Below are 25,028 nucleotides of genomic sequence, written 5' to 3'. Positions count from 1 at the left end.
AGTTCATTAATCCTCCTTTAAAACATCCGTAACTCTACATTTAATAGTGCCATCCTTTACTGTTAGCTTTATAGAGTCTTGGAGCTTAAACATTGACACGCTACTTAATACCTGCCCCTTTTCATTGGTAGCCAATGAATAACCTCTAGTTAGTATGGATAATGGACTTAGGCTATTCAATTTCTCACCTAAATAGAAAAGGTATTCTCTTTTACTATTCTTATTACTTTCAATTGCCTTCATTAGATTTTCTGTATTTTTATCTAACTCCTGGCGGTAGTTATTTATATGATGATAGGGATATTTTACTGGATAGCTATTTTGAAAGGCTTCCAGCTTCTCCCTTAAAGTATATATTTTAGAATCCAGTAGATATATTAGTTTTTGGGATAATGTCAATAAGTATCCTTTAACCTCCTTATAATCTGGTAGGGCTAATTCAGCTGCTGCTGATGGTGTAGGTGCCCTTAAATCTGCTACAAAATCGGAAATAGTATAATCAGTTTCATGTCCAACAGCAGAGATAATTGGTATACTGCTATTATAAATGGCTCTAGCTACTATCTCTTCGTTAAAGGACCAAAGTTCTTCTATTGATCCTCCACCTCTAGCTAATATTATCAAATCTATGGCTTCATTTCTATTTGCCATTGAAATTGCATTGCTGATTTTAACTGCAGACTCTTCTCCCTGTACTGCCACAGGGTATAGAAGTATATGAACCTGCGGAAAACGTCTATCTATAACCGATAGTATATCCTTTATAACTGAGCCTGTAGGGGAGGTTATAACTGCAATTTTTTTGGATATAAAGGGAATTGGCTTCTTTTTATTCTTATCAAATAGACCTTCTTTATCAAGGCGTTCCTTTAATTGTTGAAAAGCCTTGTATAATGAACCAATACCAGAGGGCTCTAGGTCATTAACATATAACTGATATTGTCCATCTCTTTCATAAATGGATATATATCCTTTTATATTAACCTCCATTCCCTCTTCTAAATCAAACTTCAAAAGCTGAGTATTATTCTTAAACATAACACAGCGTATTCTACTATTCTGATCCTTAAGGGTAAAGTAAGCATGTCCACTACTATGTAATTTATAGTTAGATATTTCACCCTTAACCCTAATATTATATAAAATCGGGTCAGCAGTTATGATTCTCTTAATATAGGAATTTACCTCTGAGACAGTTAACACCTTTATTTGCATTTTTTCTTTGCAGCCTCCAATGTATTTTTCAAGAGCATAGCTATTGTCATTGGACCAACTCCACCTGGTACTGGTGTAATATATGAAGCTACCCCACTGGCTTTAGAAAACTCAACATCACCTATTAATTTACCATCAACAACTGTAGTACCTGCATCGATTACAATGGCCCCTGGCTTAATCATGTCTCCCTTTATAAGCTCTGGTTTTCCTACTGCAGCAACAACTATATCTGCATTAAGAATATGCTCCTTTAAATTATTTGTTTTAGAGTGACAAATTGTAACTGTTGCATTTTCCTGTAAAAGTAGTACAGCAGCAGGCTTACCTACAATGTTGCTTCTTCCGATAACAACAGCATTTTTACCGCTAATACTAGCCCCAGTTGATTTTATAAGCTCAATAATACCCTTTGGTGTGCAGGGAACAATAGTATCCTCTCCTAATAATAAATTCCCTGTATTTATGGCATGAAAACCATCTACATCCTTCTCAGGTATTATGTGGGAGTTTACTATATTTTCATTAATACCCTTAGGTAGAGGCACCTGTACAAGAATACCATGGATTTTGGTATCTCCATTAAGCCTATTAATTAAATGTAGTAGCTGCTCCTGTGTGGTTTCTTCGGGTAAACGGTGTACCTCTGAATACATTCCAACTGAAGTACATGCCTTTTCCTTCATTCCTACATAGGTGTGGGAGGCGGGATCGTTTCCCACAATTACAACAGCTAAGCCTGGAGTTATATTATGCTTTTCCTTTAAATCACTAACATGTTTGCTAATATCCTCTCTTATATCCTTAGAAATAACTTTTCCATCAATAATTTTTGCCATTAGACTTTATTCCTCCTTAAGTAATTATTTAAGCCTAAGATTGCAATTCCTACGGCATTATCAGAGCAATACCTTGAATCTGCAAAATGTATATTTATGTTTTGAAGCTTTTTAGCTCCCTTAATAAGGGATTTTATTTGACTATTTGCTGCAACACCACCAACAATAATTATATCCTCTAATGGATATTTATTAAATCCATTAATTATTAGCTTTGATAGGGAGCTGCCTATACAGCTGAATACTGAATAGGCTATCTGTTCTTTACTCTTTATTTCATTGATTTTTCTACGTAAAAATGTTTCGGGTCCTGAGAAGCTTACTTCTGTTTGTTTAACAGAAACAGGTATTTCTATAGAGTTGCCCCTCCATTTTAATGCAAGCTCCTCAAGAGTGGGCCCTGCTGGAAAGGGTAAACCAAGCTTTACTCCTATTCTATCAATAAATTGTCCTGCACTTAAATCACTTGTACCTCCAGCTATTTCAATATTATAACCACTATTGGTCTTATCAACCTTAAGAAGCTCAGTTGTGCCTCCTGATATATGTAAAACCATAAACTCTTTGTTTACTTTCCTATCTATTGACCATATTCCTGCTTCAATATGCCCCTCTTGGTGACTAAACTCATAAAATGGTATTTGAAGTATATTTGCAATTGTTTCTCCATAGGATTTTGCAGCCATAAACACTGGCATATATGAATCCTTAACCGGTCTAGGGGTAGTTGCTGCTGCTATAGCTACTAATTCTCCCTTAAGCTTTATATTATCCATTAAGGGTTTTGAAGCCTGGGGAATATTTTTTATATGGTGAAATAAAGCATCTGATTGACGTAAGCCCACATTTCCTAATTCAACAGGCAGCATCATCCTTATATCATCTACTAAATTACCCATTAAGTCTACTAATGACAAGGAGGTGGTATAGTTACTGGTATCTATCCCTAGAATATAACCACTTTTATTCATTATTCTTTATACCCTTAGCTTCAACTAATTTACCAAGAATACCATTTATGTATGAATCAGCTTCATTAGAGCTATATTTTTTAGCTAGCTCAACAGCCTCATTAATTGAAACAGCATATGGAATATCTTCTAAATATAATATCTCTGCTATTGCAAGCCGTAGTATTGCCAAATCTACCTTAGCAATTCTGCTTAGTTTCCAGCTATTTGAAAAAGCATCAATAGTGCTATTTATTTCTTCTAAATTGCTTATAGCCTTCTCTATCAGCTCTTCTATATAATGTTTTTGCTCCCCTATTGATTCATCCTGTAGGTGATAATCTACAAGCTTCTTTTCATATTCATTATGTATACTCATTTCAAACAATACCTTCATGCATAGCTCCCTAGCTTCTTTTCTTTTCAAAGAACTCCTACCTCCTTATATAGAGTTTAATACTATTATTGTTAGATAACATCTCTAGTTTTAACCAAACATATTTAAAATCAAAAGTTTTCTTTATAGATTGTCCCACTTTAGGGCTTAATTATAACCTAAATAAACCCTCTTAGTAAGAGGGTTTATTATATTACTTTGTATTCTGTGTATTCTGTGGCTTTTTTTCTTCTTCCTTCTCTTTTGGGAATCTTACTCCCTGAATATGTATATTAACCTCTAAAACATTTAAATTTGTCATATTTTGTATTGATGCTTTTACTTTGTCTTGTGTTTGCCATGCTACATCTGGTATCCTTGTTCCATACTCTACAATTAAGTATAAATCTATTTTTGCACCCTTTTCATCTATATCAACCTTAACACCCTTTGATAAGTTTCTTTTTCCTAATATTTCTGCTATATCTCCGACTATATCACCACTCATACCGGCAACACCCTTTATATCGGTTGCTGCTAAGCCAGCAATTGTTGCTATAACCTCATCAGCAATTTTTATTTCGCCATTATCTAGTCTTTGTACTGCTTCCATTACTTCACCCCCTGAATGTCAATTATTCTAGACCTATTATAACAAATTCCTTTAAAATTGACAAACAGTTCATTCCTTTTCCATAATAATTATATTATCCATAGCAATATCTGTTTCTCTTGTTACAATATCAACTATTTGTGCTACCTCCTGTTGAACCAATCCTTCACTTTGTACAACAATATTAATTGAGTTATCACTTAAATAGACAATTACATCATTGAATCCCTTAGCAACAATCATTTTTTCTATTAGCATTTCCTTTTCAGAATTTGTTATTATAGATAGCTTCATATTTTGGGCTTGATTTCTATATTCTTCAGTTGTATGCTGACTACTTATTATTCCATCTAAATGACTAACCAATTCACTTCTCTTTTTATCACGCTCTAGCCTACCTTCAATAAAATAGGCACTGCTTTGCATATTTTCTTTACTAGTTATTATCTTTGATATTTCTGCACTGGTTTCTTCTGCAATGTTTAAGGGGTCATCACCTAGACTATCAACTATAATTGTGTCCTCCACATTTACTTCCTCAACATTACTGCTTACTAGGTCACCTTCTTCGCCTTCTTCAATGCCTAATTCCACATCTCCTTTGTTGACCTCCATCATCATTAGTTCATAGCCCTCTAGCTCACTGGAGGTTTGAAGTAAAGATTGCTTATTCAAGCTATAATTTATGTAGCCTATCAAGCCTAGAATTAATACAAGTGAGAAGATTACAAAGTTTTTTCTCCTAACTCCACCAATTTTCATGTTAACGCCTCCTCTAATTCATTGGGTAAATTTCAACTCGATGCCCTGGTATTTGAAGTACAGTTTTTACTGCTTCATATAGTTGTGACTTAACCTTTAAATCATCAGCACCCTCAGCTACAACAATAACTCCCTTTATTTGGGGCTTTATTTCCTTTATAACTAAAGGGTTATTTCCACTGTTATGATTAGTTGTTGCAATAGACTCTGTAGTATTATTTGAAATAACCACCCTTGTTCCACCATTTGAATCCCTTTCTTCTGTGGTATCTGTTGATTTAGTAGTGTTAAAAGCAGGTATAATTTCTGATCCCATTTCAAAGGTCACCATTACCTCTATATTTCCTGCTCCTCTAATAGCTTCAAGTATTTTTTTTAATCTTGCCTCAACTATATCCTCTTCTGTTTTGTTAGAATTTACTTCCTCTACTAGGGTGTCCTCAAGGGAATTATGATTTATGTTTTTAGAGGGGGTAGCTTTAAAGCTAAAGTCCCCTGATATTATTAATACCATAATTGCTGCTGCAATAAGGACTATTAAGTTAGCAACATATTTTTTTGACAATAGTTTTTTAAATGAATCTCTCCACTTTTCCATTTTAGTTCCTCCCCGTTAATTATTCTTAAGTACAGAAATGCTGATTTTTTCCTCTGAAATCTCATAAAAGCTACTAAAATCCTTTTTTATTTCTTCTCCTTCATTACCTAACATTATGCTATTGCTTTTAAATTTATTACTGTCTTCAGAAATTGATACGTTAACTTCAACCTCTTCTATTTCCTCATTTAAGTACTGTTCCTCTTTATTCTCATCTAGTATTATAGTCAAGCCATTAATTGCACCAAAGTTATCATTTTCTTCTTCTATCTCTAAATGTATGTCATGAACCTTAAAGCCCAATTGCTTTTCTATTCTGTTTTGCATTTGTGATTTTAAATTGTTTTTGTAAAGCATTATAATGCTTTCATTATTATTAAGCTGAAGATTATTTACTCTGTTTTGTGTTGTTTTAAGCTGAATTTCATTATTATTTTTTAGAATACCGTCCCCTAAAGCCATGCCCTCACTCATTAAACCCATTAATGGCTTTAAAATAATAAGCATAACTAATAGCCCAACTACTACATTTATGTATCTTCTATAATTAGAATTAGGTAGAATTATATCTACAAAGGTAACAAATATAATTACTGATAAAATTCTAATGATCCATTGCCTAAATAAATCCATTTTATCACCTCATCATTAGGGTTATATTACCTGCCCCTACTATAATCGTAATTGTAATGAAAAACATTATTGCCACCGATGATACGGTTGCAAAAAGAAGTATTAAAGAGTTGCTCATTTTATTTAGGCAGTCCACCAGTTGACTATTTGCTATTGGCTCTATCACAGCTGCACATACCTTGTAAATAATTATTAAAGCTAATATTTTAATCATAGGCGAAAGGCAGATTAAAAATATAGCTATTAATCCAATAGCTCCTACTGCGTTTTTTAAGAGTAATGAGCAGCCTATTACGGTATCCATAGCATCTGATAAAAAGCTACCTACTATTGGTATAAACTTATCTACAGCAAATTTAGCTGTTCTTATAGTAACCCCATCTACAGTGGCAGCTGTTATTCCTTGTATTGAAATAACACCTACAAAGGCTGTCAATATGAAGCCTAAAATTACAGCGGCTGTTTGCTTTAATAGTCCTGCAAGCCTTGACACCTGTATATTTGTTGTAAGATTGTTAACAATTGCTAGTACAGCTGAAAAAAATATTAATGGTAATATAATGCTTTTAATAATTGTGCCTATTAAGCCTATTGCACCAAGTAAAACAGGATGAAAGAAGGCGGAGGTAGTAATACCACCCATTGCTAAGAGCACTGCTAGAAGTACAGGTAGCAAGGCTTGCATAAAGCTAACCATCATATCTATTGCATCCTTTCCTAGGTCTATTGCAATTAAAAAGCTTCTTATAGTAATTGTAATTATAACTAAATAGCATACATTATGTGCCAATTGACCTACTACATCCTTCTCAAAGGCACTCTGTAAATTGCTTAAAATAGCGTAAATAGAGGCTAAAACGATAATTTGTGTCATCAGCTTCCAATTAGCTATAACCTCTTTAAATAGAAAGTTCATAGTCCCCTTTATTATGGTATTTAATGATAATGTTGTTTCACCTCTTATTAATTTAACGATTAGTTGTCGAAAATTAATGTTAGGTAAATACTCATTTAAATCTTTATTAATCCCGTCCATAATATTCTGTAGCTCTTGGGTTTCTAATCCGTCAAATTGGTCTAAAATAATTTTTTCTGGATTTATATCTCCCGAATCTCCCCAAGAAAACCCTAAAAATATACTAATTAATATAGTGACTAAAATTATGATTTTTTTCATGTTTTCACATCCTAAGGTACCATATTTATAATAACCTCCATTAAAGTAACCAATATTGGTACTGCCATAACCATTATTAATATTTTTCCTGCAAACTCAATTTTAGAAGCTATTACCCCTTCACCTGCATCCTTACATATTTGTGCACCAAATTCTGCTATATATGCAATTGCAACAATTTTTAGTATTGTAGAAAGGTATATATCTTCTATACTTATTTTATTGGCCAATTGACCCAGTACCTGTAAAACCGCTTGAAGCTTAGTTATCACAAAAAGGAATATAATAAAGCCCGTCACAATACTTACATATATGCCAATCTCTGGCTTTTGATTTTTAATTAAAACTGCTAACACTGTAGCAATAATTCCTATGGCTACAATTTGAAATATTTCCATTTACTATCACTTCCTTAATATAATTGGAACATAGCTTTAACAGTTTCGAATAGTTCACTGACAAGGTTTATAACCATCATCAAAACAACTATTATTCCCACCAGTGTCGTCATCATTGCTTGCTCTTCTCGACCAGCTTTGTTCAAAACCATATTTAAGACAGATACTATTATTCCTATAGCTGCAATTTTAAATATCAAATCTACATTTATCATTTTGCTCCCCCCTAGAATAGTACTATTGCTATGGCAAACCCTGCCAATAGACCCAGCTGTTTGTATAGCTTTACATTTCTCTTTTCTGCTATAATAGCATCCTCATGATTTCTACGAAGCTCCTCCATTATTAACCTTATATGCTTAATTTGATTATTGATATCAGTTGCTCCTAGATTATTTCCAAGCTGCTTAAATATCTCTAAATCCTCGGGATATAAATCTAAAGCCATTCCTTCAGAATCTAATATCATGCTCCACAAATAGCTGAATGTATAGCCTTCCTTTTTTGACAGGATTTCTGAGGCCTTTAAAAAAATACTTCCGATATCCTCCTTGCTTTTTTTACCAATATTACTAAGCAGTATTGGTAATGGTGTTGCACTGTAGGAAATCTCTGTTTCAAGCATTTGTAGTGATATTAGCAGCTGACTCAAAAGCTTTGTTCTATTAGAATAGGTATTAGCATGTATTCCTCCTATTAGAGTAAAGGAGATTATAATTACTATTGATGATATTACCTTTATAAGCAATTAACTCACCACCTTGTTTTTTAAAGGCTTAGATAATAAGTTCTTCATGGTATCTCCATCTATAATAGCTTCAATTGTTCCAACATCATTCTTGTTGGACAATATTATAATACGCTTAAAAATTCTACTTTTTACAATAGCTCCTATAACCTTTTTGCTGGAAATATCCTCAATAGACTTACCATGTACAGTTGTTATTAGTTTAATTCCTGCCTTTAAGGCTTCTTCTATTGCTAGGCTATCACTTTCTTTACCTATTTCATCTGTTGCAATTACTTGTGGTGACATGGCACGAATTAGCATTAGCATACCTTCTGCCTTTGGGCAGCTATCCAACAGGTCTGTCCTAATTCCAATGTCCATTTGAGGTATACCCTGGCAGCTGGCACCTATTTCTGATCTTTCATCTACAACACCCACCTTCATTCCCTTTATCTTTTGTTGAGGTATCCCATTGCTAATACAGCGAATAATATCCCTTAGTAAAGTGGTTTTACCACACTGTGGAGGTGATACAATTAGCGTATTTTGGAATTCTCCTAAATCATATAAATAGTTAATAATTGCAGCTGACACACCCTTTTTTTCTCTGGAAATTCGAAAGTTTAATCCATTAAACTCCTTCATAGCCTTTATTCCCTTTTCATCCCTAATAATTCTTCCTGTTATTCCTATTCTATGTCCACCTTCTATAGTAATATATCCTCTTTTTAATTCCTCCTCTACAGCATACATTGAGTAGTTGGAGATAAAATTTAATGTGTTTTCTATATTTTTTTTATTAGTTATTACAGCATTATATTCATTCTTAAGAAGTTGTCCACTGGTACCAACAAAATAATCTGAATAATTACCATAGACCATTAAGGGCTTATTAACTCTTAATCTTATTTCTTCTATAGCACCCTTAAAGTCAGTAGGTAACCCCTTTATATGGCATCTAACTTCAGGACACAAATACTCCTCCACCTGCTTTATTGGAATTTGAGAAGCTTCTATTTTATTAACAAAATAATTATTTGCATTTATCATTACAACATGTCCCTCCTTATATATAATAAATATTGACGAAGTATCGTAATTATTCTTTAAAGCAAAAAAAAAACTAAGACAATGATTAAAAATCATTGACTTAGTTTTTTTCTTATATGCCGTTACTATTCTTCATCCTCATGATTGTGATGTCCACAGCAATCATCATGACAGTGGTCTAATTCAATATCCTCTATAACTGTTATAGTTCTATTACACTTAGGACATGCCACCTCAACTTCTTCCTCTTCCAATAAGTCTTCATCCACATATAACTCATCACCACAATATGGACACTCTACTTCAGCAAATTCTACATCATCTTCATCATCATCATAATCATCATAATCATCATAATCATCTTCTTCAAACAGCTCATCTTCTACGTCCATTAAGTCTTCATCTAATGCTTCAACATATTCTGATAAATCATCTTGCTCTTGGCTTATTTCTACTATAGCATCTGCATAATCCTCAAGTATGTCTATCACACTAAGTAGAAGCTTGCCCTCCTTTGATGACCCTTTTAGCTCTAATCCATCTGCTAAACCCTTTAAATATGCTACCTTTTCATATAAGTACTCCATTTTGTTCCTCCTTATTCTTATGTTTATTTAGTATTACTTTGAAACATAGTTTTTATGCTCTTGACATATATTCTCCATCACGTGTATCGACACGGACTATGTCACCTTCATTAATAAACAGTGGAACCTGAATAACAGCTCCAGTTTCTAAGGTTGCTGACTTTGTAACATTTGATGCAGTATCTCCTTTAACACCAGGTTCAGTTTCCACAATTGTAAGTTCTACGAAGTTTGGTGGATCAACCTGAAAGGGCTTCCCTTGATAAAACTTAATTGTTGCACTGTCATTTTCCTTTAAAAATTTAATGGCATCCTCTACTTCTGCAAAGGTCAATGGAATTTGCTCATAGGTTTCATTGTCCATAAAATAATATAGCTCTCCATCATTATATAGATACTGCATTTCCTTTGTCTCAATATGTGCCCTTGGGAATTTATCACTTGGGTTAAATGCTTCCTCTCTAATTGAGCCTGTTTTTAAATTTTTATATTTTGTTCTTACAAAGGCTGCTCCTTTTCCAGGCTTTACATGCTGGAAGTCTAGTACAACATATGGTTCTCCATTCATTTCAAATGTGTTTCCTTTTCTAAAATCACCTGCTGAAATCATTATAATCCCTCCAAGTTAATTGGTTTATATGTTATTAAATATAAACAATAGTTGTATATATATTAATTGCTATTTAATATAGCTATAGCTCTATTAGCTCTTTGGTTGATTTTGATAGTACCCTAAAGCCATTTTCTGTAACCACAACAAGGTCCTCAATTCTTACACCGCCATAATTAGGTAAATATATGCCTGGCTCTATAGTAAGTACCATGCCTGGTTCCATAGGTACATCACCTATATGATTTACATGGGGTAATTCATGGACATTCAGACCAACACCGTGGCCTAAGCCATGTCCAAAATATTCACCATAGCCCTTATCAGTTATGTAATCTCTAGCTACTTTATCTAGCTCTTTTCCAGTTAAGCCTGGTTTAACAGCATTTAAAGATTTTATTTGAGCATCCAGTACTATGTTATAAATCTCTTTTTGCTTTTCAGTAGCTTTTCCAATAATTAAAGTTCTAGTCATATCTGAGGCATAGCCTTTATAGGTACATCCAAAATCAAGTGTAACTAAATCTCCAGCTTCAATTATTTTTTCAGATGCAACACCATGGGGTAAGGCTGATCTTTTTCCCGAGGCAACAATAGACTCGAAGCTAACTTTACTGGCACCATTTTTTTTCATATAGTACTCAAGCTCTAAGGCTACATCAGTTTCCTTTTGTCCTGGCTTTATAAAGTTTAATATATGTTGAAAGGCAAGGTCTGTTATGTCGGCAGCCTTTTCTATTATTTGAAGCTCCTCTTTTGATTTTACTGAACGTAGCTTTAAAATTCCACCATCCAATGGAACTAATTTAACATCCTCTAGCTTTTGGCAAAAATCATTATACTGACTATAGGTTACAAAATCCTCTTCAAAGCCAAGTGTTTTAATGCTTAAGCCCTTCAAAACATCAGTTAAAGGCTTTACTCTACTAATCTCAACTATTTCAAAGTCAGGGCACTGCTCTTTAGCCTGCTCTAGGTATCGAAAATCTGTAAGAAATTTAGCACTATTTTCAGTTATTAATGCATAGCCCGTGCTTCCAGTGAAGCCAGATGAATAAAGGCGGTTCTCAGGCTTAAATAATAAAATTCCATCGATATCAAGTTCCTTTAATAAGCTTCTAATCCCTTCTATTCTACTCATATTCTTCCCCCTAACTCTATTTTACCATTATTAGCCAAAAGACTATAAAAGGCAAGTATGTAGCTTTGAAAACCAAAACCACTTATAATACCTATGCATGCCTCAGCAGTAACTGATTTACATCTATAGCTGTCTCTAGCATGAATATTGCTAATATGAACCTCCACTACAGGAGTTTTTACGGCTCTTATTGCATCAAGTATAGCATAGCTATAGTGGGTGTAGGCTGCTGGATTAATTATTATACCCATAATGTTACTGTTCTTATGGATAAGGTCTATTATTTCTCCCTCGCTATTGCTTTGAACTATTTCCATTTCTACAGAATACTTTTCTGCTTCGTTGTATAGCTTATTATTAATCTCGTCTAAGGTTAAATTTCCATAAATATGTGGTTCTCTTGCTCCCAATAGATTTAAGCTTGGTCCATGAATAACTAAATATTTTTCCACAGCTGTTAAACCCTTCCTTCTTAAAAATCCTATAATATCATACCATACTTTTAAAGCTTTGAATAGCTTTACTTAAAAATGCCTTGGGCTTTTCGTTACCTTGTTAATGGCATCAACAATGGCGCTAATTGAATCTGCTTCAAATTGTACTGATAATTCATTAACCTTCGTGTAAACCTCTCCCTCTACTGTAGCAACGTATTTAGGTTTTAAATTATTTAAAGCCAATGCCTTTATGTCTGCTACACATCTTTCACAGGTACATATATTAGTAAACTCCTTTAATAATACTGGAATGAGGTTATCTACTACATCCTCCATATAATTTTTTACCTTCATTTGAATTTATACCCCCTAAATAATTGTTCCGCTAAAGTAATATAATTATAACAATTCTACATCCTTTTTGTAATACCTTTAGAAATAGGACTAAATATTTTAAAGTAACTTAAAATTAACACTATTAATAGGTATTTATCTATTTACCCCTCCCTCAATAAAAAGAAAACACCTCAGATTTTAAATCTTAGGTGTGCAAAAAAGGTTGGCTTTGCTTTAATAGCTTTCTATATCAATAGCCTTTGTTGTTTTGTTTCCTGCTTCGTCGGTAGCTATAATATTTAATTTAAAGTCTTCTTTAGGTAAATTGCTTATAGAAACTCTACTGATGGTGGCTTCCTCCTCCATATACATTTTAACCTTACCCTGTTGGCTAATGACCTCATTATTAACTAACACTTCAACATAAAAATCTACATATGGTGAGAGGCTATCAAATAAATGTAAATCAAAATCTAAGCTTCCATCGGCTGCTGCCAGTCTATAATAATTACTTGTTATGCTTATATCAGGAGGAGTTTTATCTATTAAAAAGTGAATTTGATATATATTCCCCTCTATACCATAAGAATTTCTGCTTCTAACATATACAAGCTTTTCACCCTCAGTACCGTCAAAGACCACCTCTATGTCTTCCTTCTTATTTGATACAGCCTTCCATTCTGTAAAGTCTTCTCCGTCTATTGATAGGGAAATCACCTTTACATTTTCAGTACTTAAGGTAATAGCTGTATTGTTTTTAGAAATAACATAGGGATTAGAGCTGCTTCCAGATTGTTTATGGTTACCAGCAGTAGTCACTTCTGGTGTGGCTTCATTAACGGCGGGAGTGTTTTCCTCTGGACTATAGGTTATTTCGCCACTAGTATAAAAGTCTTGCCCTTTATTATCAACTATTTTTACATATACGGTCTTTAAGCCTTCTATTTCTCCAATGTCAAAATCTGTATAATATTTTTGATAGCTCCCTGTAAAGCCATCCTTCCATTTGTTTTCCTTTTTGTCATAGCCAATCCAATTTTCTTTATCAAGAGAAAATTTCACATAACTAATATCCTTAATATTTTCCTCTACTACCTCTAAATCTAAAATAACCAAATTACTTTGTGTAACGGTTTCTCCATAGTTTATTATTAGCTTTGCCTTAAAGCTATCCTCCTGATAAGCAGCAAAGCCTAAATTAACCGACAATAGTAAAACAATTAATGTTATACAAAGCTTAAAATTATTTTTAATCAATGGATTACCTCCTTTAGCACAGCCATCTATACAAAGCCGATTATCTCAGCTTAAATAAAAGATAGACTGCCTCTGCCTTTGTAATGAAGTTTTTATTATTAGTTAAACCCTTAGAGTATATATTTTTTTCTATTACAAGCTCTTCGGCTATTTCCTTCCATTTGAAATCTGTATTTTCTAATACTTTTTGCAGTATCCATTCTACCTCCTGATAGGAAATTGGCATATGGGCCCTTAATGTTTTGTCAGAATATCCAGAAATGTACCCATTTGATAATGCCTTTTCAACTGCTTCTTTATATTCATGAAGTATTGCAGAATCCTTATAGCTATCTAAATTAACTTCTTCTTCTAAGGACCAATTATAAAGGTTGTCTAGTAAAGCAATAAACTCTCCCCTTTTCATAATACTATCCGGTTGAAATAGGTTATCATCATTTCCCTTTACATAATCCATTCTATGAAAGTAGTCTATTTCCTTTTCTGCCCAATGCAGTTCAATATCCTCTAATGGTGTATATCCCCTTTTTATGAGAACAGCATACCGACCACCTCTGTAAATTGAGGACTCAATTTGTGTGTAAATTTCATCATCCACAATTAGACTTGGCATATACACCCACTTATCCTCTATCAGTTGATAAATCCCCCCAGAATCAGGTCCATAGTATTTAAAGCTCAGCTTAAATGGCTTCTGTGGTATTATACTATCATCTTTAATTGCCAGTAGGTATGAGTCCGTTACTGGAGATAGCATTTGTCGGGGGTCAATAGCAGCTAAATCAATTTTTTCTACCTTTATATAATTATCTCTATAAAGGCCTCCTTCTTGAAATTCTACTGTCATTATGTTATCGGTGGTGGAAATAGTACCTCCAAATATGTTTATATTAGTATATTCATCAGTATCAATAGATTTTTCAAAGCCTATGAGAATTTCTTCTAAATTCGCATTTCTGAAGCCTAATATATAGTAGGTTTTAAAGGCCTTTTCAAAGCCCTCAATAAAACCATTTTTATAGGAGTCTATTTCACGGTTTAGGTTATAGTCATTAATAATAGCCTTTTCAGAGGGTAATGCTTTAGACCAATTGCTTATTATATTATCTAAAAAGTCCTGTCTACCAGCTAATTCACCTGCTAATGAGCCTACTAAAATACCATCATTAACACCTGAGCTATCTGTATCCACCTCTCCTATTTCTAGGTTGGAGTCTCTAAAGCCTCTTTTATAGGCTTCTCTAAAGGCCGACTTAAAGCTTTGTACAAAGGATGTTCTATAGCCAGAAGCCTCCCTTGATAGATTAAAGTATTCCTTTATAAACTTATCACTTGGGAGAGCCCTTTCCCAATCATTACTTCTTCCATGACTATAATCATCCATGCCATAGATTTCACCTAGAAATTTCCCCATTTCACTTCCATCATTCCTCCCCTGCTCATAATCTGAAACTGTATTGGCATAGGCTATATTACCTAATACTAGTGCAAGCAATATATTCAGTATTATACTTATAGCTATTATCCTTTTCATTGGAGTCACTCCTTTATATAAATTATTGCTTGGGTATTAATAATATTTTACCAGGCTGAATATCCTTACTATTTTCTAATCCATTTAATTGCATTATTTTTTCAATTGACTCTGTATTATTGAAAAACTTCAAGCTAATTTTATTTAAAGTATCATTATGTTGAACTTCATAATGTATAAAGTGGGTATTATCTTTCTTTATTGGGTTAATCAACTGCTCCTCTTCATATACAGCTTCTAAGCCGTCAAGTAATATAACCCCACCACCTGACTCACCAGCTTGTATATCTAAACAAATGTCTGTTAGTGCTAAGGGGTATAGGCTTTTATCTTGGGGAGCCATTGCTTCTACTTTTTTCCAGCCTACCCAATTAATATCCTGAGTGAAATCAATTGTATATTCATTGCCCTGTTTATCTGTCAGCCTACCCTTTAATGGAGTATCAACTGAGTTGTAGGAGTAAACCCACATTGATATACTAACAGGTGGTTCGTTAATCCATTTGTTTTCATTAAGTATTAAATAGGCTTCAGTATTTTCATCACGTTTTTCATAATCATATTCTAGCCTTAAGGAATGCTTGCCTACTTTTGAACTCTTAATAATATATCCATCTCCCTTTATTGACATATGGGAGCCTTTAAAAATGAAACTATCCTCTTCAAAATCCTCTAATAAAACACGGCTTGGACCAATTGAAATGGCTATAGAATTAGAATCATCATTATCATTTTCTAAATCAAACCCTTGAAAAGGATTAAATGTATAAGTGCTTTCATTTGAAGAATAATTAAAGCTTGTTAAGATGTCATTCAATGAGTTAGGTAAGCCATAAAAGGATAAAGCAATATCTCCCCTTAAATATCCATCTTTTTCAGAAGTAATGGTTAAGTTCTTTATAATAATTTTTTTATCATGTTTATTAATCTCTTCAATAAAATCTAATAAGGATAAAAACCCAGCTTCATATGCTATATGAACCTCCATTAAATCAAGTGGAATCTCTTCAATAATTTCCTTATTAATAGGTGTAAAATTCATATTTATAGTAGATAAATTAGATTTTTCTACAAAATCATTAATCAATAAAATGATTTCCTCCTGCTTGATGGTATTAAAGTAGTTTTTAGTCAAAGCATCACTTTTTTGGGCTAATTCTGAAAGCATAGTGTCATATTCTAATTCTGACTCAGCAATACTATTAAGCATAATAATATCTTCCTGATGTATTGCATGTTCTGATCTTAATTCATCAAGCTTAGCACCTTGTCCTAATATGACTAATCTATTATATCCAAATAAAAAGATTACGAAAACTAGAGCCATTACTAGAACTTTTTCTCTTTTACTAGTTCTCATTGGTGTTCACATCCTTTACATTAAAAGTTAAAGTGAAGTTATAAATATTATCACTAAAATTTATACTGGGTATAAATACCTCCGTAAAGGATGTCTTGCCCTTTAAGTTATATTCTAGAGCTGCTATTTCATCTTTAGACCTAGCTATCCCCTTTATTTGAACTGCATTTCCAATAATATTAATGGATTCGAAGAAAACTCCATCTGGTATAGCTGTTATAATAAGTTTAATTAATGGATTATCTATGGTATCTTTGTTTTTAAACTCAGCATCTACAGCATTTAAATTTTTTAAGGCTGACCTTAAACCTTCTACCTCTAACTTTTTTTTCTCTACCCTATTTATTGTTTCATAGGTATTAGATGAGTCTAAAACCTCCTTCATTGTCATAACCTCATTGTTTAGTCTAGTGATTGAGAGGAAGTTAAATAATGGATATATTACTAGCAAGCCACCTATTAAAGTAACTATTCCTATAACTAACAATCTTTTAAAATCTTGCTTTTCGTATTTTTCTGTATAGATTTCGAAAAAGTTAAAGTCTCTCACCAGGATCTTGCCTCCCTTATTTCCTTATTAATGCTCCCATTGCATTTACATATTTTTCTATGCCTATATTAATAAAGCTCTTACCAGAACTAATTTCCCCAACTTCTACTAGCTTATGGGCTGGTATTTGAAATTCCTCCCTTAGGTAAGTATCTAAGCCTTCAATATTACTACTGCCACCACATATGTAGATGCTGTTAATTGTGTTGTTGTTCTCTCTTGAAGTGTAATATTTAAATAGTCTATCAATTTCAATTACCCAGTTATCTACATTGATTTTTATTAAATTTAAAGTCTCCCTTTCTTCATAACTGTTAGCAATTTCATTAATAGATTTAGCTTTAATTTTAAGGCCTTCAGCCTCTTTCAATGATAAATTAAATGAGTTTGCAATACTATGATCGATTTCTACTCCCCCAAGCTTCATAAGTCTGTTAAACTTGAAAATACCATTTTTTATAATTACTAGATTGCTAAAGCTAAAGCCTAAATCAATAATTGCAATTGTCCTGTCCTTTATAAAATCCTCTCTATTGATGACTCCATTAAGGGTTACAAGCTTATGGATAGAGTTTGAGTTTAAATCTAGTGCCATTGGCTTTAATCCCAGTTTTTGAGATAGACTATGGTATTCACTGGCTATATCCTTAGGTAGTGCAGCAACTTGAATTTTAGACTTTCTTATTCCTTCAATTACTGTTTCTTCTATAAGGCGGCTTTGAATAATATAGCTTTCTAAATCAATGGGTAAATATTGCTTTATTTCAAAATCTAACATAGCTTTTATTTCATCAGCCTTAACAGATGGAAGAATTATTTCTCTTGTAATAATGGAGGTGCTTTCTATGGAGAAAACAACCCTTTTACCCTTAATATTCTCTTTTTTAAGTGCAGAGCCTATTGAATTACTAAGCTCATCAATATCTAATATTCTACCATCTCGATAGGTTTCTGTAGGTGTTGGTATAGTCATTGCCTTGTCAATATTTAAAGAGCCTCCACTAGCTTTTCCCTCAAGAATTTTAGTGGTGTGACTTCCAATATCTATAGATAATATTGGTCCATAGAACAAATTTAATAGTATATTTTTCAAGTGTTTTCCTCCCATTTTTTATTATAGTAAAGTCTTTGTAGTTAAAATTATTCTACATGTTGGTTTACCTCTCTCCAGCTGAAGATTTCCCAGCCTGCATTTGTAGGCTCAATAAAATGAGGTGGCGATTGATGTAGCATCCGTGGGTCATGGGCATAGTCTTTATTATAGCCCCTAAAATTGCTCCAGCTTATCCATGCTACTGGATAACGTCTATCTTGAATTAAGGCTCCCCTTATGATTATTGTCCCTTCTGTACCACTCAGTCTTGGGTAAGTGCTGTTATAGCTATCTGCACTATCATTACCAAAGCCCCCATTTATTGCAAATATGGCAGCATTTATTTCTATAATATTAGCGGCTGATATGGTTGATGTGCCACCATTGGTTGTAAACCATCCAGTTGTTAAAACCCATATGTAGTTGTTGGCAATTAAGCCTAAGATATCTTCCTCAGGATCAGTTACATTTACTTCACCTGTTAGGCTGTTCAAGCTAAAACCAGTGGTTGAATATTTTACTCCTCCTGTATCGGTGGCAGAGTGAAAATTATAATTTGTTGGATCTTTACTGGTTACATATATGTTGTTTGCTGCTGCAATGGTTAGTTTTCCACTTAAGGTTCCTGATATAAAAGCATTTCCTCTATTAATATTAAACTTGCTTGATATGCTTTCATAGGCTGTAGAGCTTGATGTACCATTTATGTATATGACACCATTGTTTGGTAATGGTCTTGTTTCAGGGCTACCTCCGTTTCTGTTACCATTACGGGTTGTTATTGTTCCATTACTATTAAGCATTATAGAGGTTCTTCCATAGTAAACATATCCATCCTGTTCTGCTCTTGTAAGTAACTCAGTGTTTGATTCAGGAAATATCATTGGTTGAACTCTATCTATACCTCCTAAAAATTGAGGATTATTACTTCCTACAGAGCCTGTATGCTCATATCTTTCAGTGCTAGGATAATAAACAATATTATTGGAATGAGTAACACGTCCATAGAATACTGGTTCATTCCATACTCTTAGCTTTGTGTTGGTATGCATAGGTCCATATACTGTATCACCTGAAGTCCACCATATATTTGATCCATCATTGTTTGATAAATATACATTTTGTGTAAAGGTTCTTTTTGTTAGCTGTGCCTCTATTGTTCTCTTTGTATTCTCATTTGAGTTAGCCCATCCTGTAGATCGAAGCCTTACTGTCCCCTCGCCATTCTCAATTATTTCAATTATGTATTTGCCCTCTCCAAAGCTAAAGGGATTATCTAGCTCCAGTTGGTCTGCTTCTATCTTATTAAGGCTCCATAAATAACGATGTACACCTGCCTCTGCATAATGTAATGCATCTGTCATTGAAGCCTGCAAGTCCCTTTGCTTTGTTTGATTACTGGCTATAGATATAGCTGATAAGGCATAAAGCATTATAATCATAATTAGTACTAAAACAATGGGCATTATAAGTCCATCCTCAGATCTAAAGCATTTTTGAAGCATTATATAACCCCCTTAGACCTAACAAAATATGTATTATTAATATCAATAGACTTATCCCCTATAGTTACTTTAAACCTTACATTAACACTTTTATTATCTAATTGAAAATAGGGTAGTGGGTTACTGAATTGATCTAATAACGGTTCGACTGCCGTTATAATACTTTCCCAGCTAACTGGGTCTTCATTTGTTTCATTTATTGATTTTTGTAATGCTCCATCTTGAATTCTATAGCTAACCCTTTTAAGATCATCATTTATATAGGTATAAATATCTAATCTATTATTACCTACCAATTCTACTGCTGCTGTAGCTGGAATGGGCCTAGTGGCCTGTCTAATTTCCCTATCCATCCACATAAGGGTGGTACTGGACTCCTGTAGTAAATTAGCTTCGTCAATGGAGTCATTATAGCTATTTAAAGAAAAGAAAAAAAGACCATATATGCCACTTAGAACAATTAGCATTAGGGCTACTACCAATATTAGTTCAAGCATTGTAAAGCCCTTATTTTTTAAATTAATAATGTTGCTTGACAATTTACCCATTTCTTTCTCCTCTATAAATATTTATCTAGAAATTAATCCGCCTTCTTGTGGAGACTTGCTTGCATCGGTTGGTAATTGAAATCCATCGGGAAAATAATAAGCCCCCTTTTCTATTAAAAGGGTATCATCCAATAAAACATCTGATGCAAAATACACTTTACCATATTGTCTACCACTAATTCCTTTATTTCCGTTGCCATCCTCTAATTCTGACCCATCCTTTAGCTCTTCTATTATAAACTGATTAACAGCTATAGTACCAAAGCTAGATTCAATGTCACCATTAATAATATTTAGTGTCAGCTTACCATCATTATCTGGATGACTGTGCTTATGAATTTCTACCTGACCCTTAATGACCACATTGTTTGCCTTTAATCTCAGATTAGAGTGGGATGAAACCTCTAATTTGCTGTTGGTGAAAAATAATCCACCTGCAGTATACTGAGGGCTACCACCTGCTAAAACTAGCTTGTCAGCGGGGTGGTTAGTTGAAAATATACTATCTGTTAAGTATTTGATATCATCTTCTGTATAATAGGCAATACCATCCTTTAATGGGTTATTGGCTGTTATATTTACACTGTCTGCCATGGTCCAGTTTTCATCTAAGGACTCCACTGTAGTATCACTAGGAAGTGGTAGTGGTATTATTAGAAGCTTAAGGTTTTTAGTTGTATCTGGTGCTTCAAAATCTCCCATCCACTCTTCATCCTTATCAGCATCCCATACCGGTTTTTGGGAAGGGATATAACCAGGTATGTTAATATCATCAAATGAATATAAACCTGAATAACCGGCACCTACAGGCCATAGTCCAGAAAATAGGTCATTTGGTAATAGACCCATTGAATCAGTAGAGTTAAAGGTTTTTACCCAAATATTATCATATGGATGGTTAAGGGTTAACTGACCACCTGAAAAGCTTTCCTCATTTAAAACAATTGGATTCTTTGTATCTAAATCTATTAGTTTAATACTTAGTCTACAGGGATACTCTACAAAGGCAAATTCTTGGGTTGTATTTCCGTCAGTAATCTCTATCTCCTTAGGAAAGGTGTTAGGGAGTACAATCATATTTAAAAATCCTGCATCCACCTCTACATCATAGGTGCCATTATTTATGTCTAAGAAAAGTGCTGACCCCTTATGATTGGAAATGACGGTTGCAATTGAAGGACCAATTATTGATACAGAAACGTCTTTAACAGGTCCAACATAAACTGGATTAAGAGGATCAAAGCTAGGATTCCATCCTCTAAAAACACAGACTCTAAGATTTGAGCCAGTAAAGGCAGGCTGTTCAGAATCACGGGCAATTAATGATTCAAGCTCCTTTGAAACATTTATACCACTTGCTGTGGCTGTAGATGTTGCTATTACTCTAATGGATTTATAGTCCCAGTCTGCACTACCTCCAGCTGAGCAGTCACCCTCTTCCACCCAATTCACTATAGTTTGTATTGTATAGCTTCTACCATTTATTTCTTTAGCTTCAGTCATTTCTAATGTACCAGAGGGATTACCTCCAACAGTTCCAATTTCTGCAAAGCTTAAGGACCTTATATATTCCATTTTTTCGTTTGCTAAATTTGCAGCTGTAAAGCTAATTCTATTGTATTCGTTACTGCGGGCTACAAAGGCAAAAACAGGGGGTATAGACACAGAAATTATTCCAATAATGGTAATTGCAATAATTATTTCTATTAAAGTAAATCCACTTGTCTTTTTTATATTAAAATCATATCTAAACACTATTGCTTCACCTCAACAATAAACAATTCAACACATTAAAGCACGCTAAAGGTTGAAAAATACCAGTTTATAATTTCGCCACCATAAAATATTGTTGCTATGGTGGCAACTACAATAAAGGGCCCAAAGGGTATAAAGTCTTTTTTTTCCTTTAGCTTTAATAAAATAAATACTAGGGATAATATTCCACCTATTAGAAAGGATAAAAAGGTGATTAAAACCACTTCTTTTATTCCAAACCAAAAGCCCAATACTGCCATGAGCTTAATATCTCCTCCACCCATAGCACCCTTTGATATAATAGCTATTAGTAGAAAGAAGCCACCGGCCAATAATAAACCCAATAGGTTGGTTAACAGAGCCCTAGGGTTGTTTATATTTTCAATACCAAGTAATATTATTCCTGATGCAAAAAGAAATAGATTTAAGCCATCAGGTATTATTTGATGATAATAGTCGATAGCAAAAACTACAATCAATACACTACAAAGAAGTGCATACTTTAAAAACTCTATAGAAGCACCAAAATTTATAAATAAAAGCATATAAGTAATACCATTTAAAAACTCAATAATAGGATACTGAGTTGAGATTTTACTGCTACAATACCTACACCTGCCTCTGTTCATCACATAGCTAAATACAGGTATTAAATCTATTGCCTTCAAGCTACTAGAACAGCTTGTGCAATGGGAGCTAGGAAAAACGATGGACTTATTTAGAGGAATTCTAAAAATACATACATTTAAGAAGGAGCCTATTAATAAACCAAGTATAAAAGCTAAAAAAACCATGCTTGTCCTCCTTTTGTTGACATAAAGTTTAAAGAGCAATGAGTAATGTAAGAGCAATTAGTAATTAGTAATGAGTAATTAGTAATGAAAAAGCAATTATTATTGAGTAATGAAAACATAAATACATTGTTAAATGATTAATGATTAATGAGTAATAAAAGAACAATGAGTAATTAGTAATTAGTAATGAGTAATGAAAACATAAAGACATTGTTAAATGAGTAATGAATAATGATTAATGTTGAATGTTAAATGTTAAATGTTGAATTGTGGTTGGAGGGGCTTTCCCCCTCCGTATAAGTTTTTATAAGACTCGTTTATTGATTAGCAGGGTGTAATATTGTACTTCCATCATCGGAAATTGCCCAATTATCGTCAACCGGTGTATCACCATTTACTACTGTTACTTGATCTAGAAATTCATTAAGCTTATCAATATGGCTTGACTCAGTACCATCAAAAGAAGTTGCAAAATGAGCTTCTACCATTGTTACAGCACTCTTTATGGTTCTAATAGTTGATTCATTAGCCCTTTGTTGTGCATTTGATGTAACATCTGCAAACCTTGGTACAGCTATTGCTGCTAATATACCTAAAATAGCAATAACAACAATAAGTTCAATCAAAGTAAAGCCTTTTCTGTTTTTTAGTCTTTTACTAAACATTTTAATCATATAATCTCCTCCTTAGTTTTTTTATATATATACCACCAGTAATTACTGGTAGGTATTAACTACAATTTTCAATTTTCAACTAGGTTTTGTGTTTTTATTTTTAATTTTCCATTTTCAATTTTTAACTTGGTTAGTGTTTTTAATTTTTCACTTTTCACTTTTAATTTTGTTTATGTCTTCTTGTTTCCATTTTCAATTTTCCATTTTCAATTTTCAATTTTCAATTCTACTTATTACTTATTACTTATTCCCTATTCCCTGCCTTTACTGTATCGTGTTCATCATATCAAACATTGGTAATATCATCGCAATTACTATAGCACCTATAATTAATGCCATAATTATTATCATTAATGGCTCCAGCATTGCTGTTAGCTTTTGAATTGCTGAGTCCACCTCTTCATCATAGAAGCTTGCAGTTTTCTCTAAAATATCGTCTAAAGCACCAGACTCTTCTCCAATTTTTATCATTGAATCAAGCATAGGAGGGAAAAATCCAATGGCTTTTATTGGTTTCGCCAGTGTCGAACCTCTTCTAACCTCATCTATTGATTTTAATATTCCCTTTTCTAAAACCTTATTGCCAACCACCCTAGAAACAATGTCTAGGGCCTCAAGTAGAGGTATACCACTTGCAAGTAGTGTAGATAACGTTCTTGAAAATCTTGAAGTTGATATTTTTTTTATTGTTTCTTTTATAACTGGAAGCTTTAGTTTAAACTCATCAAAGGAATATCTTCCAGCTTCAGTGGTGATAAAGGCCTTAAAGCCAACTATTGCTATAATTATAAAGACAGTGAATATATACCAATAGGTGGTTAAGATGTTGCTTACATCTAAAAGAATCCTTGTAGGAAGAGGCAAAGCTACTCCGCTACCTTCAAACATTCCAATAAAGGTTGGCATAACAAAGGTTAATAGGAAAACTACAACCCCAACAGCAAGAACACTTAAGATTATTGGATACACCATTGCTGTTTTAACCTTATTGTTTATTTTATTTTCCTTTTCAAAATGAGAGGCTAATCTACTCATAATAGCATCTAAATTACCACTTACCTCTCCAGCCTCAACCATATTTAATAATAAGCCTGGAAAGGTTCTTTTCCTATTTTTCATTGCCTCCGAGAGGGTTTGTCCCTTTTGGACATCCTCATAAACTCCTGCTATTTCTTCTCTTAGCTTTCCATTGTCTGTTTGTCTTCTCAATATATCTAAGGAAGCCACGATGCTTATTCCTGCGTTTAGCATAGTATAGAACTGGCGACAGAATATCGCTATATCCTTGGTTTTAACTGATTTGCCAAAGCTAAATGATAAATCCTTAATATCCTTACCTTCATGGAATTCCTCGACCTTTATTGGATAATGCTTTTTTTCTCTTAGCATAACTACAACATCATCCCTATTATTGGCTAGATGTGTTCCTTCAATTGTATTGCCCTCAGCAGTAGTTGCCTTATATTTAAAGGTTTGCATTTTTTCACCTCATTTTAATATATGAGT

At 33.4% G+C, this 25,028-nt stretch carries 29 protein-coding genes; all 29 read right to left on the bottom strand.

What is annotated here, in order from left to right:
• Positions 1 to 6: 6 nt before the first annotated feature.
• The 29 genes from xseA to F8154_RS03445 all read right to left on the bottom strand — a co-directional run bounded on the left by xseA (position 7) and on the right by F8154_RS03445 (position 25,001).
• Complete coding sequence (gene xseA, locus F8154_RS03585) at positions 7 to 1,215, bottom strand: exodeoxyribonuclease VII large subunit (RefSeq protein WP_151860218.1); 1,209 nt, start codon at positions 1,213 to 1,215, stop codon at positions 7 to 9.
• Entirely contained in the window at positions 1,206 to 2,054 is an 849-nt protein-coding gene (folD, locus tag F8154_RS03580) for a bifunctional methylenetetrahydrofolate dehydrogenase/methenyltetrahydrofolate cyclohydrolase FolD (RefSeq protein ID WP_151860217.1), read from the bottom strand. The genes xseA and folD overlap by 10 nt, the downstream gene beginning before the upstream one ends.
• The gene (locus F8154_RS03575; RefSeq protein WP_151860216.1) at positions 2,054 to 3,025 is read right to left on the bottom strand and encodes a tRNA (adenosine(37)-N6)-threonylcarbamoyltransferase complex transferase subunit TsaD; all 972 of its coding nucleotides are present in this window, start codon (positions 3,023 to 3,025) and stop codon (positions 2,054 to 2,056) included. The genes folD and F8154_RS03575 overlap by 1 nt, the downstream gene beginning before the upstream one ends.
• On the bottom strand, positions 3,018 to 3,431 hold the full coding sequence (gene nusB / locus F8154_RS03570; RefSeq protein ID WP_151860215.1) for a transcription antitermination factor NusB: 414 nt from the start codon (positions 3,429 to 3,431) through the stop codon (positions 3,018 to 3,020). The genes F8154_RS03575 and nusB overlap by 8 nt, the downstream gene beginning before the upstream one ends.
• A gap of 163 nt (positions 3,432 to 3,594) precedes the next feature.
• Positions 3,595 to 3,993, bottom strand: a complete 399-nt coding sequence (locus tag F8154_RS03565; protein WP_151860214.1) for an Asp23/Gls24 family envelope stress response protein — start codon at positions 3,991 to 3,993, stop codon at positions 3,595 to 3,597.
• Between the two features lie 69 nt (positions 3,994 to 4,062).
• Positions 4,063 to 4,755 (bottom strand): SpoIIIAH-like family protein, encoded by a 693-nt coding sequence (locus tag F8154_RS03560; RefSeq protein WP_151860213.1) that lies wholly within the window; start codon positions 4,753 to 4,755, stop codon positions 4,063 to 4,065.
• 13 nt (positions 4,756 to 4,768) lie between these two features.
• Positions 4,769 to 5,353 carry a stage III sporulation protein AG gene (gene spoIIIAG / locus F8154_RS03555; RefSeq protein WP_151860212.1) on the bottom strand — a complete coding sequence of 195 codons (585 nt, stop codon included), beginning with the start codon at positions 5,351 to 5,353 and terminating at the stop codon, positions 4,769 to 4,771.
• 15 nt (positions 5,354 to 5,368) lie between these two features.
• Complete coding sequence (gene spoIIIAF, locus F8154_RS03550; RefSeq protein ID WP_151860211.1) at positions 5,369 to 5,986, bottom strand: stage III sporulation protein AF; 618 nt, start codon at positions 5,984 to 5,986, stop codon at positions 5,369 to 5,371.
• A gap of 4 nt (positions 5,987 to 5,990) precedes the next feature.
• Entirely contained in the window at positions 5,991 to 7,163 is a 1,173-nt protein-coding gene (gene spoIIIAE / locus F8154_RS03545; RefSeq protein ID WP_151860210.1) for a stage III sporulation protein AE, read from the bottom strand.
• Between the two features lie 11 nt (positions 7,164 to 7,174).
• A complete protein-coding gene (spoIIIAD, locus tag F8154_RS03540; protein WP_151860209.1) occupies positions 7,175 to 7,561 on the bottom strand; it encodes a stage III sporulation protein AD in 387 nt (128 codons plus the stop codon).
• A gap of 14 nt (positions 7,562 to 7,575) precedes the next feature.
• The gene (gene spoIIIAC, locus F8154_RS03535; protein WP_330577828.1) at positions 7,576 to 7,776 is read right to left on the bottom strand and encodes a stage III sporulation protein AC; all 201 of its coding nucleotides are present in this window, start codon (positions 7,774 to 7,776) and stop codon (positions 7,576 to 7,578) included.
• A gap of 11 nt (positions 7,777 to 7,787) precedes the next feature.
• Positions 7,788 to 8,309 carry a sporulation protein gene (locus F8154_RS03530; protein WP_151860208.1) on the bottom strand — a complete coding sequence of 174 codons (522 nt, stop codon included), beginning with the start codon at positions 8,307 to 8,309 and terminating at the stop codon, positions 7,788 to 7,790.
• The gene (gene spoIIIAA, locus F8154_RS03525) at positions 8,310 to 9,341 is read right to left on the bottom strand and encodes a stage III sporulation protein AA (RefSeq protein WP_151860207.1); all 1,032 of its coding nucleotides are present in this window, start codon (positions 9,339 to 9,341) and stop codon (positions 8,310 to 8,312) included. It lies immediately after the preceding gene.
• 125 nt (positions 9,342 to 9,466) lie between these two features.
• The gene (locus tag F8154_RS03520) at positions 9,467 to 9,928 is read right to left on the bottom strand and encodes a CD1247 N-terminal domain-containing protein (RefSeq protein WP_151860206.1); all 462 of its coding nucleotides are present in this window, start codon (positions 9,926 to 9,928) and stop codon (positions 9,467 to 9,469) included.
• A 52-nt stretch (positions 9,929 to 9,980) separates the two neighbouring features.
• Positions 9,981 to 10,538, bottom strand: coding sequence for an elongation factor P (gene efp / locus F8154_RS03515; RefSeq protein ID WP_151860205.1), 558 nt, complete (start codon positions 10,536 to 10,538; stop codon positions 9,981 to 9,983).
• 82 nt (positions 10,539 to 10,620) lie between these two features.
• Positions 10,621 to 11,679, bottom strand: coding sequence for a M24 family metallopeptidase (locus F8154_RS03510; RefSeq protein WP_151860204.1), 1,059 nt, complete (start codon positions 11,677 to 11,679; stop codon positions 10,621 to 10,623).
• Entirely contained in the window at positions 11,676 to 12,131 is a 456-nt protein-coding gene (gene aroQ / locus F8154_RS03505; protein WP_151860203.1) for a type II 3-dehydroquinate dehydratase, read from the bottom strand. The genes F8154_RS03510 and aroQ overlap by 4 nt, the downstream gene beginning before the upstream one ends.
• 72 nt (positions 12,132 to 12,203) lie before the next feature.
• Positions 12,204 to 12,470: a late competence development ComFB family protein gene (locus F8154_RS03500; protein WP_151860202.1), complete on the bottom strand. Its 267-nt coding sequence runs from the start codon at positions 12,468 to 12,470 to the stop codon at positions 12,204 to 12,206.
• Between the two features lie 216 nt (positions 12,471 to 12,686).
• Positions 12,687 to 13,709 carry a hypothetical protein gene (locus F8154_RS03495; RefSeq protein ID WP_151860201.1) on the bottom strand — a complete coding sequence of 341 codons (1,023 nt, stop codon included), beginning with the start codon at positions 13,707 to 13,709 and terminating at the stop codon, positions 12,687 to 12,689.
• 40 nt (positions 13,710 to 13,749) lie between these two features.
• Positions 13,750 to 15,243, bottom strand: a complete 1,494-nt coding sequence (locus F8154_RS03490) for an S-layer homology domain-containing protein (protein WP_151860200.1) — start codon at positions 15,241 to 15,243, stop codon at positions 13,750 to 13,752.
• 22 nt (positions 15,244 to 15,265) lie between these two features.
• A complete protein-coding gene (locus tag F8154_RS03485; protein WP_151860199.1) occupies positions 15,266 to 16,603 on the bottom strand; it encodes a LysM peptidoglycan-binding domain-containing protein in 1,338 nt (445 codons plus the stop codon).
• The gene (locus F8154_RS03480; RefSeq protein ID WP_151860198.1) at positions 16,593 to 17,153 is read right to left on the bottom strand and encodes a PilN domain-containing protein; all 561 of its coding nucleotides are present in this window, start codon (positions 17,151 to 17,153) and stop codon (positions 16,593 to 16,595) included. Before F8154_RS03480 ends, F8154_RS03485 begins: the two co-directional genes overlap by 11 nt.
• A 16-nt stretch (positions 17,154 to 17,169) precedes the next feature.
• A complete protein-coding gene (pilM, locus tag F8154_RS03475; protein ID WP_192930141.1) occupies positions 17,170 to 18,246 on the bottom strand; it encodes a type IV pilus assembly protein PilM in 1,077 nt (358 codons plus the stop codon).
• A 47-nt stretch (positions 18,247 to 18,293) separates the two neighbouring features.
• Entirely contained in the window at positions 18,294 to 19,751 is a 1,458-nt protein-coding gene (locus tag F8154_RS03470) for a DUF4900 domain-containing protein (RefSeq protein WP_151860196.1), read from the bottom strand.
• Positions 19,751 to 20,299 carry a PulJ/GspJ family protein gene (locus F8154_RS03465; protein ID WP_151860195.1) on the bottom strand — a complete coding sequence of 183 codons (549 nt, stop codon included), beginning with the start codon at positions 20,297 to 20,299 and terminating at the stop codon, positions 19,751 to 19,753. The genes F8154_RS03470 and F8154_RS03465 overlap by 1 nt, the downstream gene beginning before the upstream one ends.
• Positions 20,300 to 20,320: 21 nt before the next feature.
• Positions 20,321 to 22,054 carry a prepilin-type N-terminal cleavage/methylation domain-containing protein gene (locus F8154_RS03460; protein WP_192930140.1) on the bottom strand — a complete coding sequence of 578 codons (1,734 nt, stop codon included), beginning with the start codon at positions 22,052 to 22,054 and terminating at the stop codon, positions 20,321 to 20,323.
• Positions 22,055 to 22,089: 35 nt separating this feature from the next.
• Positions 22,090 to 22,848 carry a prepilin peptidase gene (locus F8154_RS03455; RefSeq protein ID WP_151860193.1) on the bottom strand — a complete coding sequence of 253 codons (759 nt, stop codon included), beginning with the start codon at positions 22,846 to 22,848 and terminating at the stop codon, positions 22,090 to 22,092.
• Between the two features lie 317 nt (positions 22,849 to 23,165).
• Positions 23,166 to 23,522, bottom strand: a complete 357-nt coding sequence (locus F8154_RS15480; RefSeq protein WP_279237159.1) for a type II secretion system protein — start codon at positions 23,520 to 23,522, stop codon at positions 23,166 to 23,168.
• Positions 23,523 to 23,786: 264 nt separating this feature from the next.
• Complete coding sequence (locus F8154_RS03445) at positions 23,787 to 25,001, bottom strand: type II secretion system F family protein (protein ID WP_151860192.1); 1,215 nt, start codon at positions 24,999 to 25,001, stop codon at positions 23,787 to 23,789.
• Between the last annotated feature and the right edge of the window lie 27 nt (positions 25,002 to 25,028).

Origin of the sequence: Alkaliphilus pronyensis, from assembly GCF_009017275.1 — a bacterium.
GTDB lineage: Bacteria > Bacillota > Clostridia > Peptostreptococcales > Natronincolaceae > Alkaliphilus_C > Alkaliphilus_C pronyensis.
This window is presented reverse-complemented; position numbering and strand designations above follow the sequence as displayed.

Coding starts and splice junctions, on each gene's coding strand:
- xseA (WP_151860218.1), bottom strand. CDS start 1,215: ATGCAAATAAAGGTGTTAACTGTCTCAGAGGTAAATTCCTATATTAAG.
- folD (WP_151860217.1), bottom strand. CDS start 2,054: ATGGCAAAAATTATTGATGGAAAAGTTATTTCTAAGGATATAAGAGAG.
- F8154_RS03575 (WP_151860216.1), bottom strand. CDS start 3,025: ATGAATAAAAGTGGTTATATTCTAGGGATAGATACCAGTAACTATACC.
- F8154_RS03565 (WP_151860214.1), bottom strand. CDS start 3,993: ATGGAAGCAGTACAAAGACTAGATAATGGCGAAATAAAAATTGCTGAT.
- F8154_RS03560 (WP_151860213.1), bottom strand. CDS start 4,755: ATGAAAATTGGTGGAGTTAGGAGAAAAAACTTTGTAATCTTCTCACTT.
- spoIIIAG (WP_151860212.1), bottom strand. CDS start 5,353: ATGGAAAAGTGGAGAGATTCATTTAAAAAACTATTGTCAAAAAAATAT.
- spoIIIAF (WP_151860211.1), bottom strand. CDS start 5,986: ATGGATTTATTTAGGCAATGGATCATTAGAATTTTATCAGTAATTATA.
- spoIIIAE (WP_151860210.1), bottom strand. CDS start 7,163: ATGAAAAAAATCATAATTTTAGTCACTATATTAATTAGTATATTTTTA.
- spoIIIAD (WP_151860209.1), bottom strand. CDS start 7,561: ATGGAAATATTTCAAATTGTAGCCATAGGAATTATTGCTACAGTGTTA.
- spoIIIAC (WP_330577828.1), bottom strand. CDS start 7,776: ATGATAAATGTAGATTTGATATTTAAAATTGCAGCTATAGGAATAATA.
- spoIIIAA (WP_151860207.1), bottom strand. CDS start 9,341: ATGATAAATGCAAATAATTATTTTGTTAATAAAATAGAAGCTTCTCAA.
- F8154_RS03520 (WP_151860206.1), bottom strand. CDS start 9,928: ATGGAGTACTTATATGAAAAGGTAGCATATTTAAAGGGTTTAGCAGAT.
- efp (WP_151860205.1), bottom strand. CDS start 10,538: ATGATTTCAGCAGGTGATTTTAGAAAAGGAAACACATTTGAAATGAAT.
- F8154_RS03510 (WP_151860204.1), bottom strand. CDS start 11,679: ATGAGTAGAATAGAAGGGATTAGAAGCTTATTAAAGGAACTTGATATC.
- F8154_RS03500 (WP_151860202.1), bottom strand. CDS start 12,470: ATGAAGGTAAAAAATTATATGGAGGATGTAGTAGATAACCTCATTCCA.
- F8154_RS03490 (WP_151860200.1), bottom strand. CDS start 15,243: ATGAAAAGGATAATAGCTATAAGTATAATACTGAATATATTGCTTGCA.
- F8154_RS03485 (WP_151860199.1), bottom strand. CDS start 16,603: ATGAGAACTAGTAAAAGAGAAAAAGTTCTAGTAATGGCTCTAGTTTTC.
- F8154_RS03470 (WP_151860196.1), bottom strand. CDS start 19,751: ATGCTTCAAAAATGCTTTAGATCTGAGGATGGACTTATAATGCCCATT.
- F8154_RS03465 (WP_151860195.1), bottom strand. CDS start 20,299: ATGGGTAAATTGTCAAGCAACATTATTAATTTAAAAAATAAGGGCTTT.
- F8154_RS03455 (WP_151860193.1), bottom strand. CDS start 22,848: ATGGTTTTTTTAGCTTTTATACTTGGTTTATTAATAGGCTCCTTCTTA.
- F8154_RS15480 (WP_279237159.1), bottom strand. CDS start 23,522: ATGATTAAAATGTTTAGTAAAAGACTAAAAAACAGAAAAGGCTTTACT.
- F8154_RS03445 (WP_151860192.1), bottom strand. CDS start 25,001: ATGCAAACCTTTAAATATAAGGCAACTACTGCTGAGGGCAATACAATT.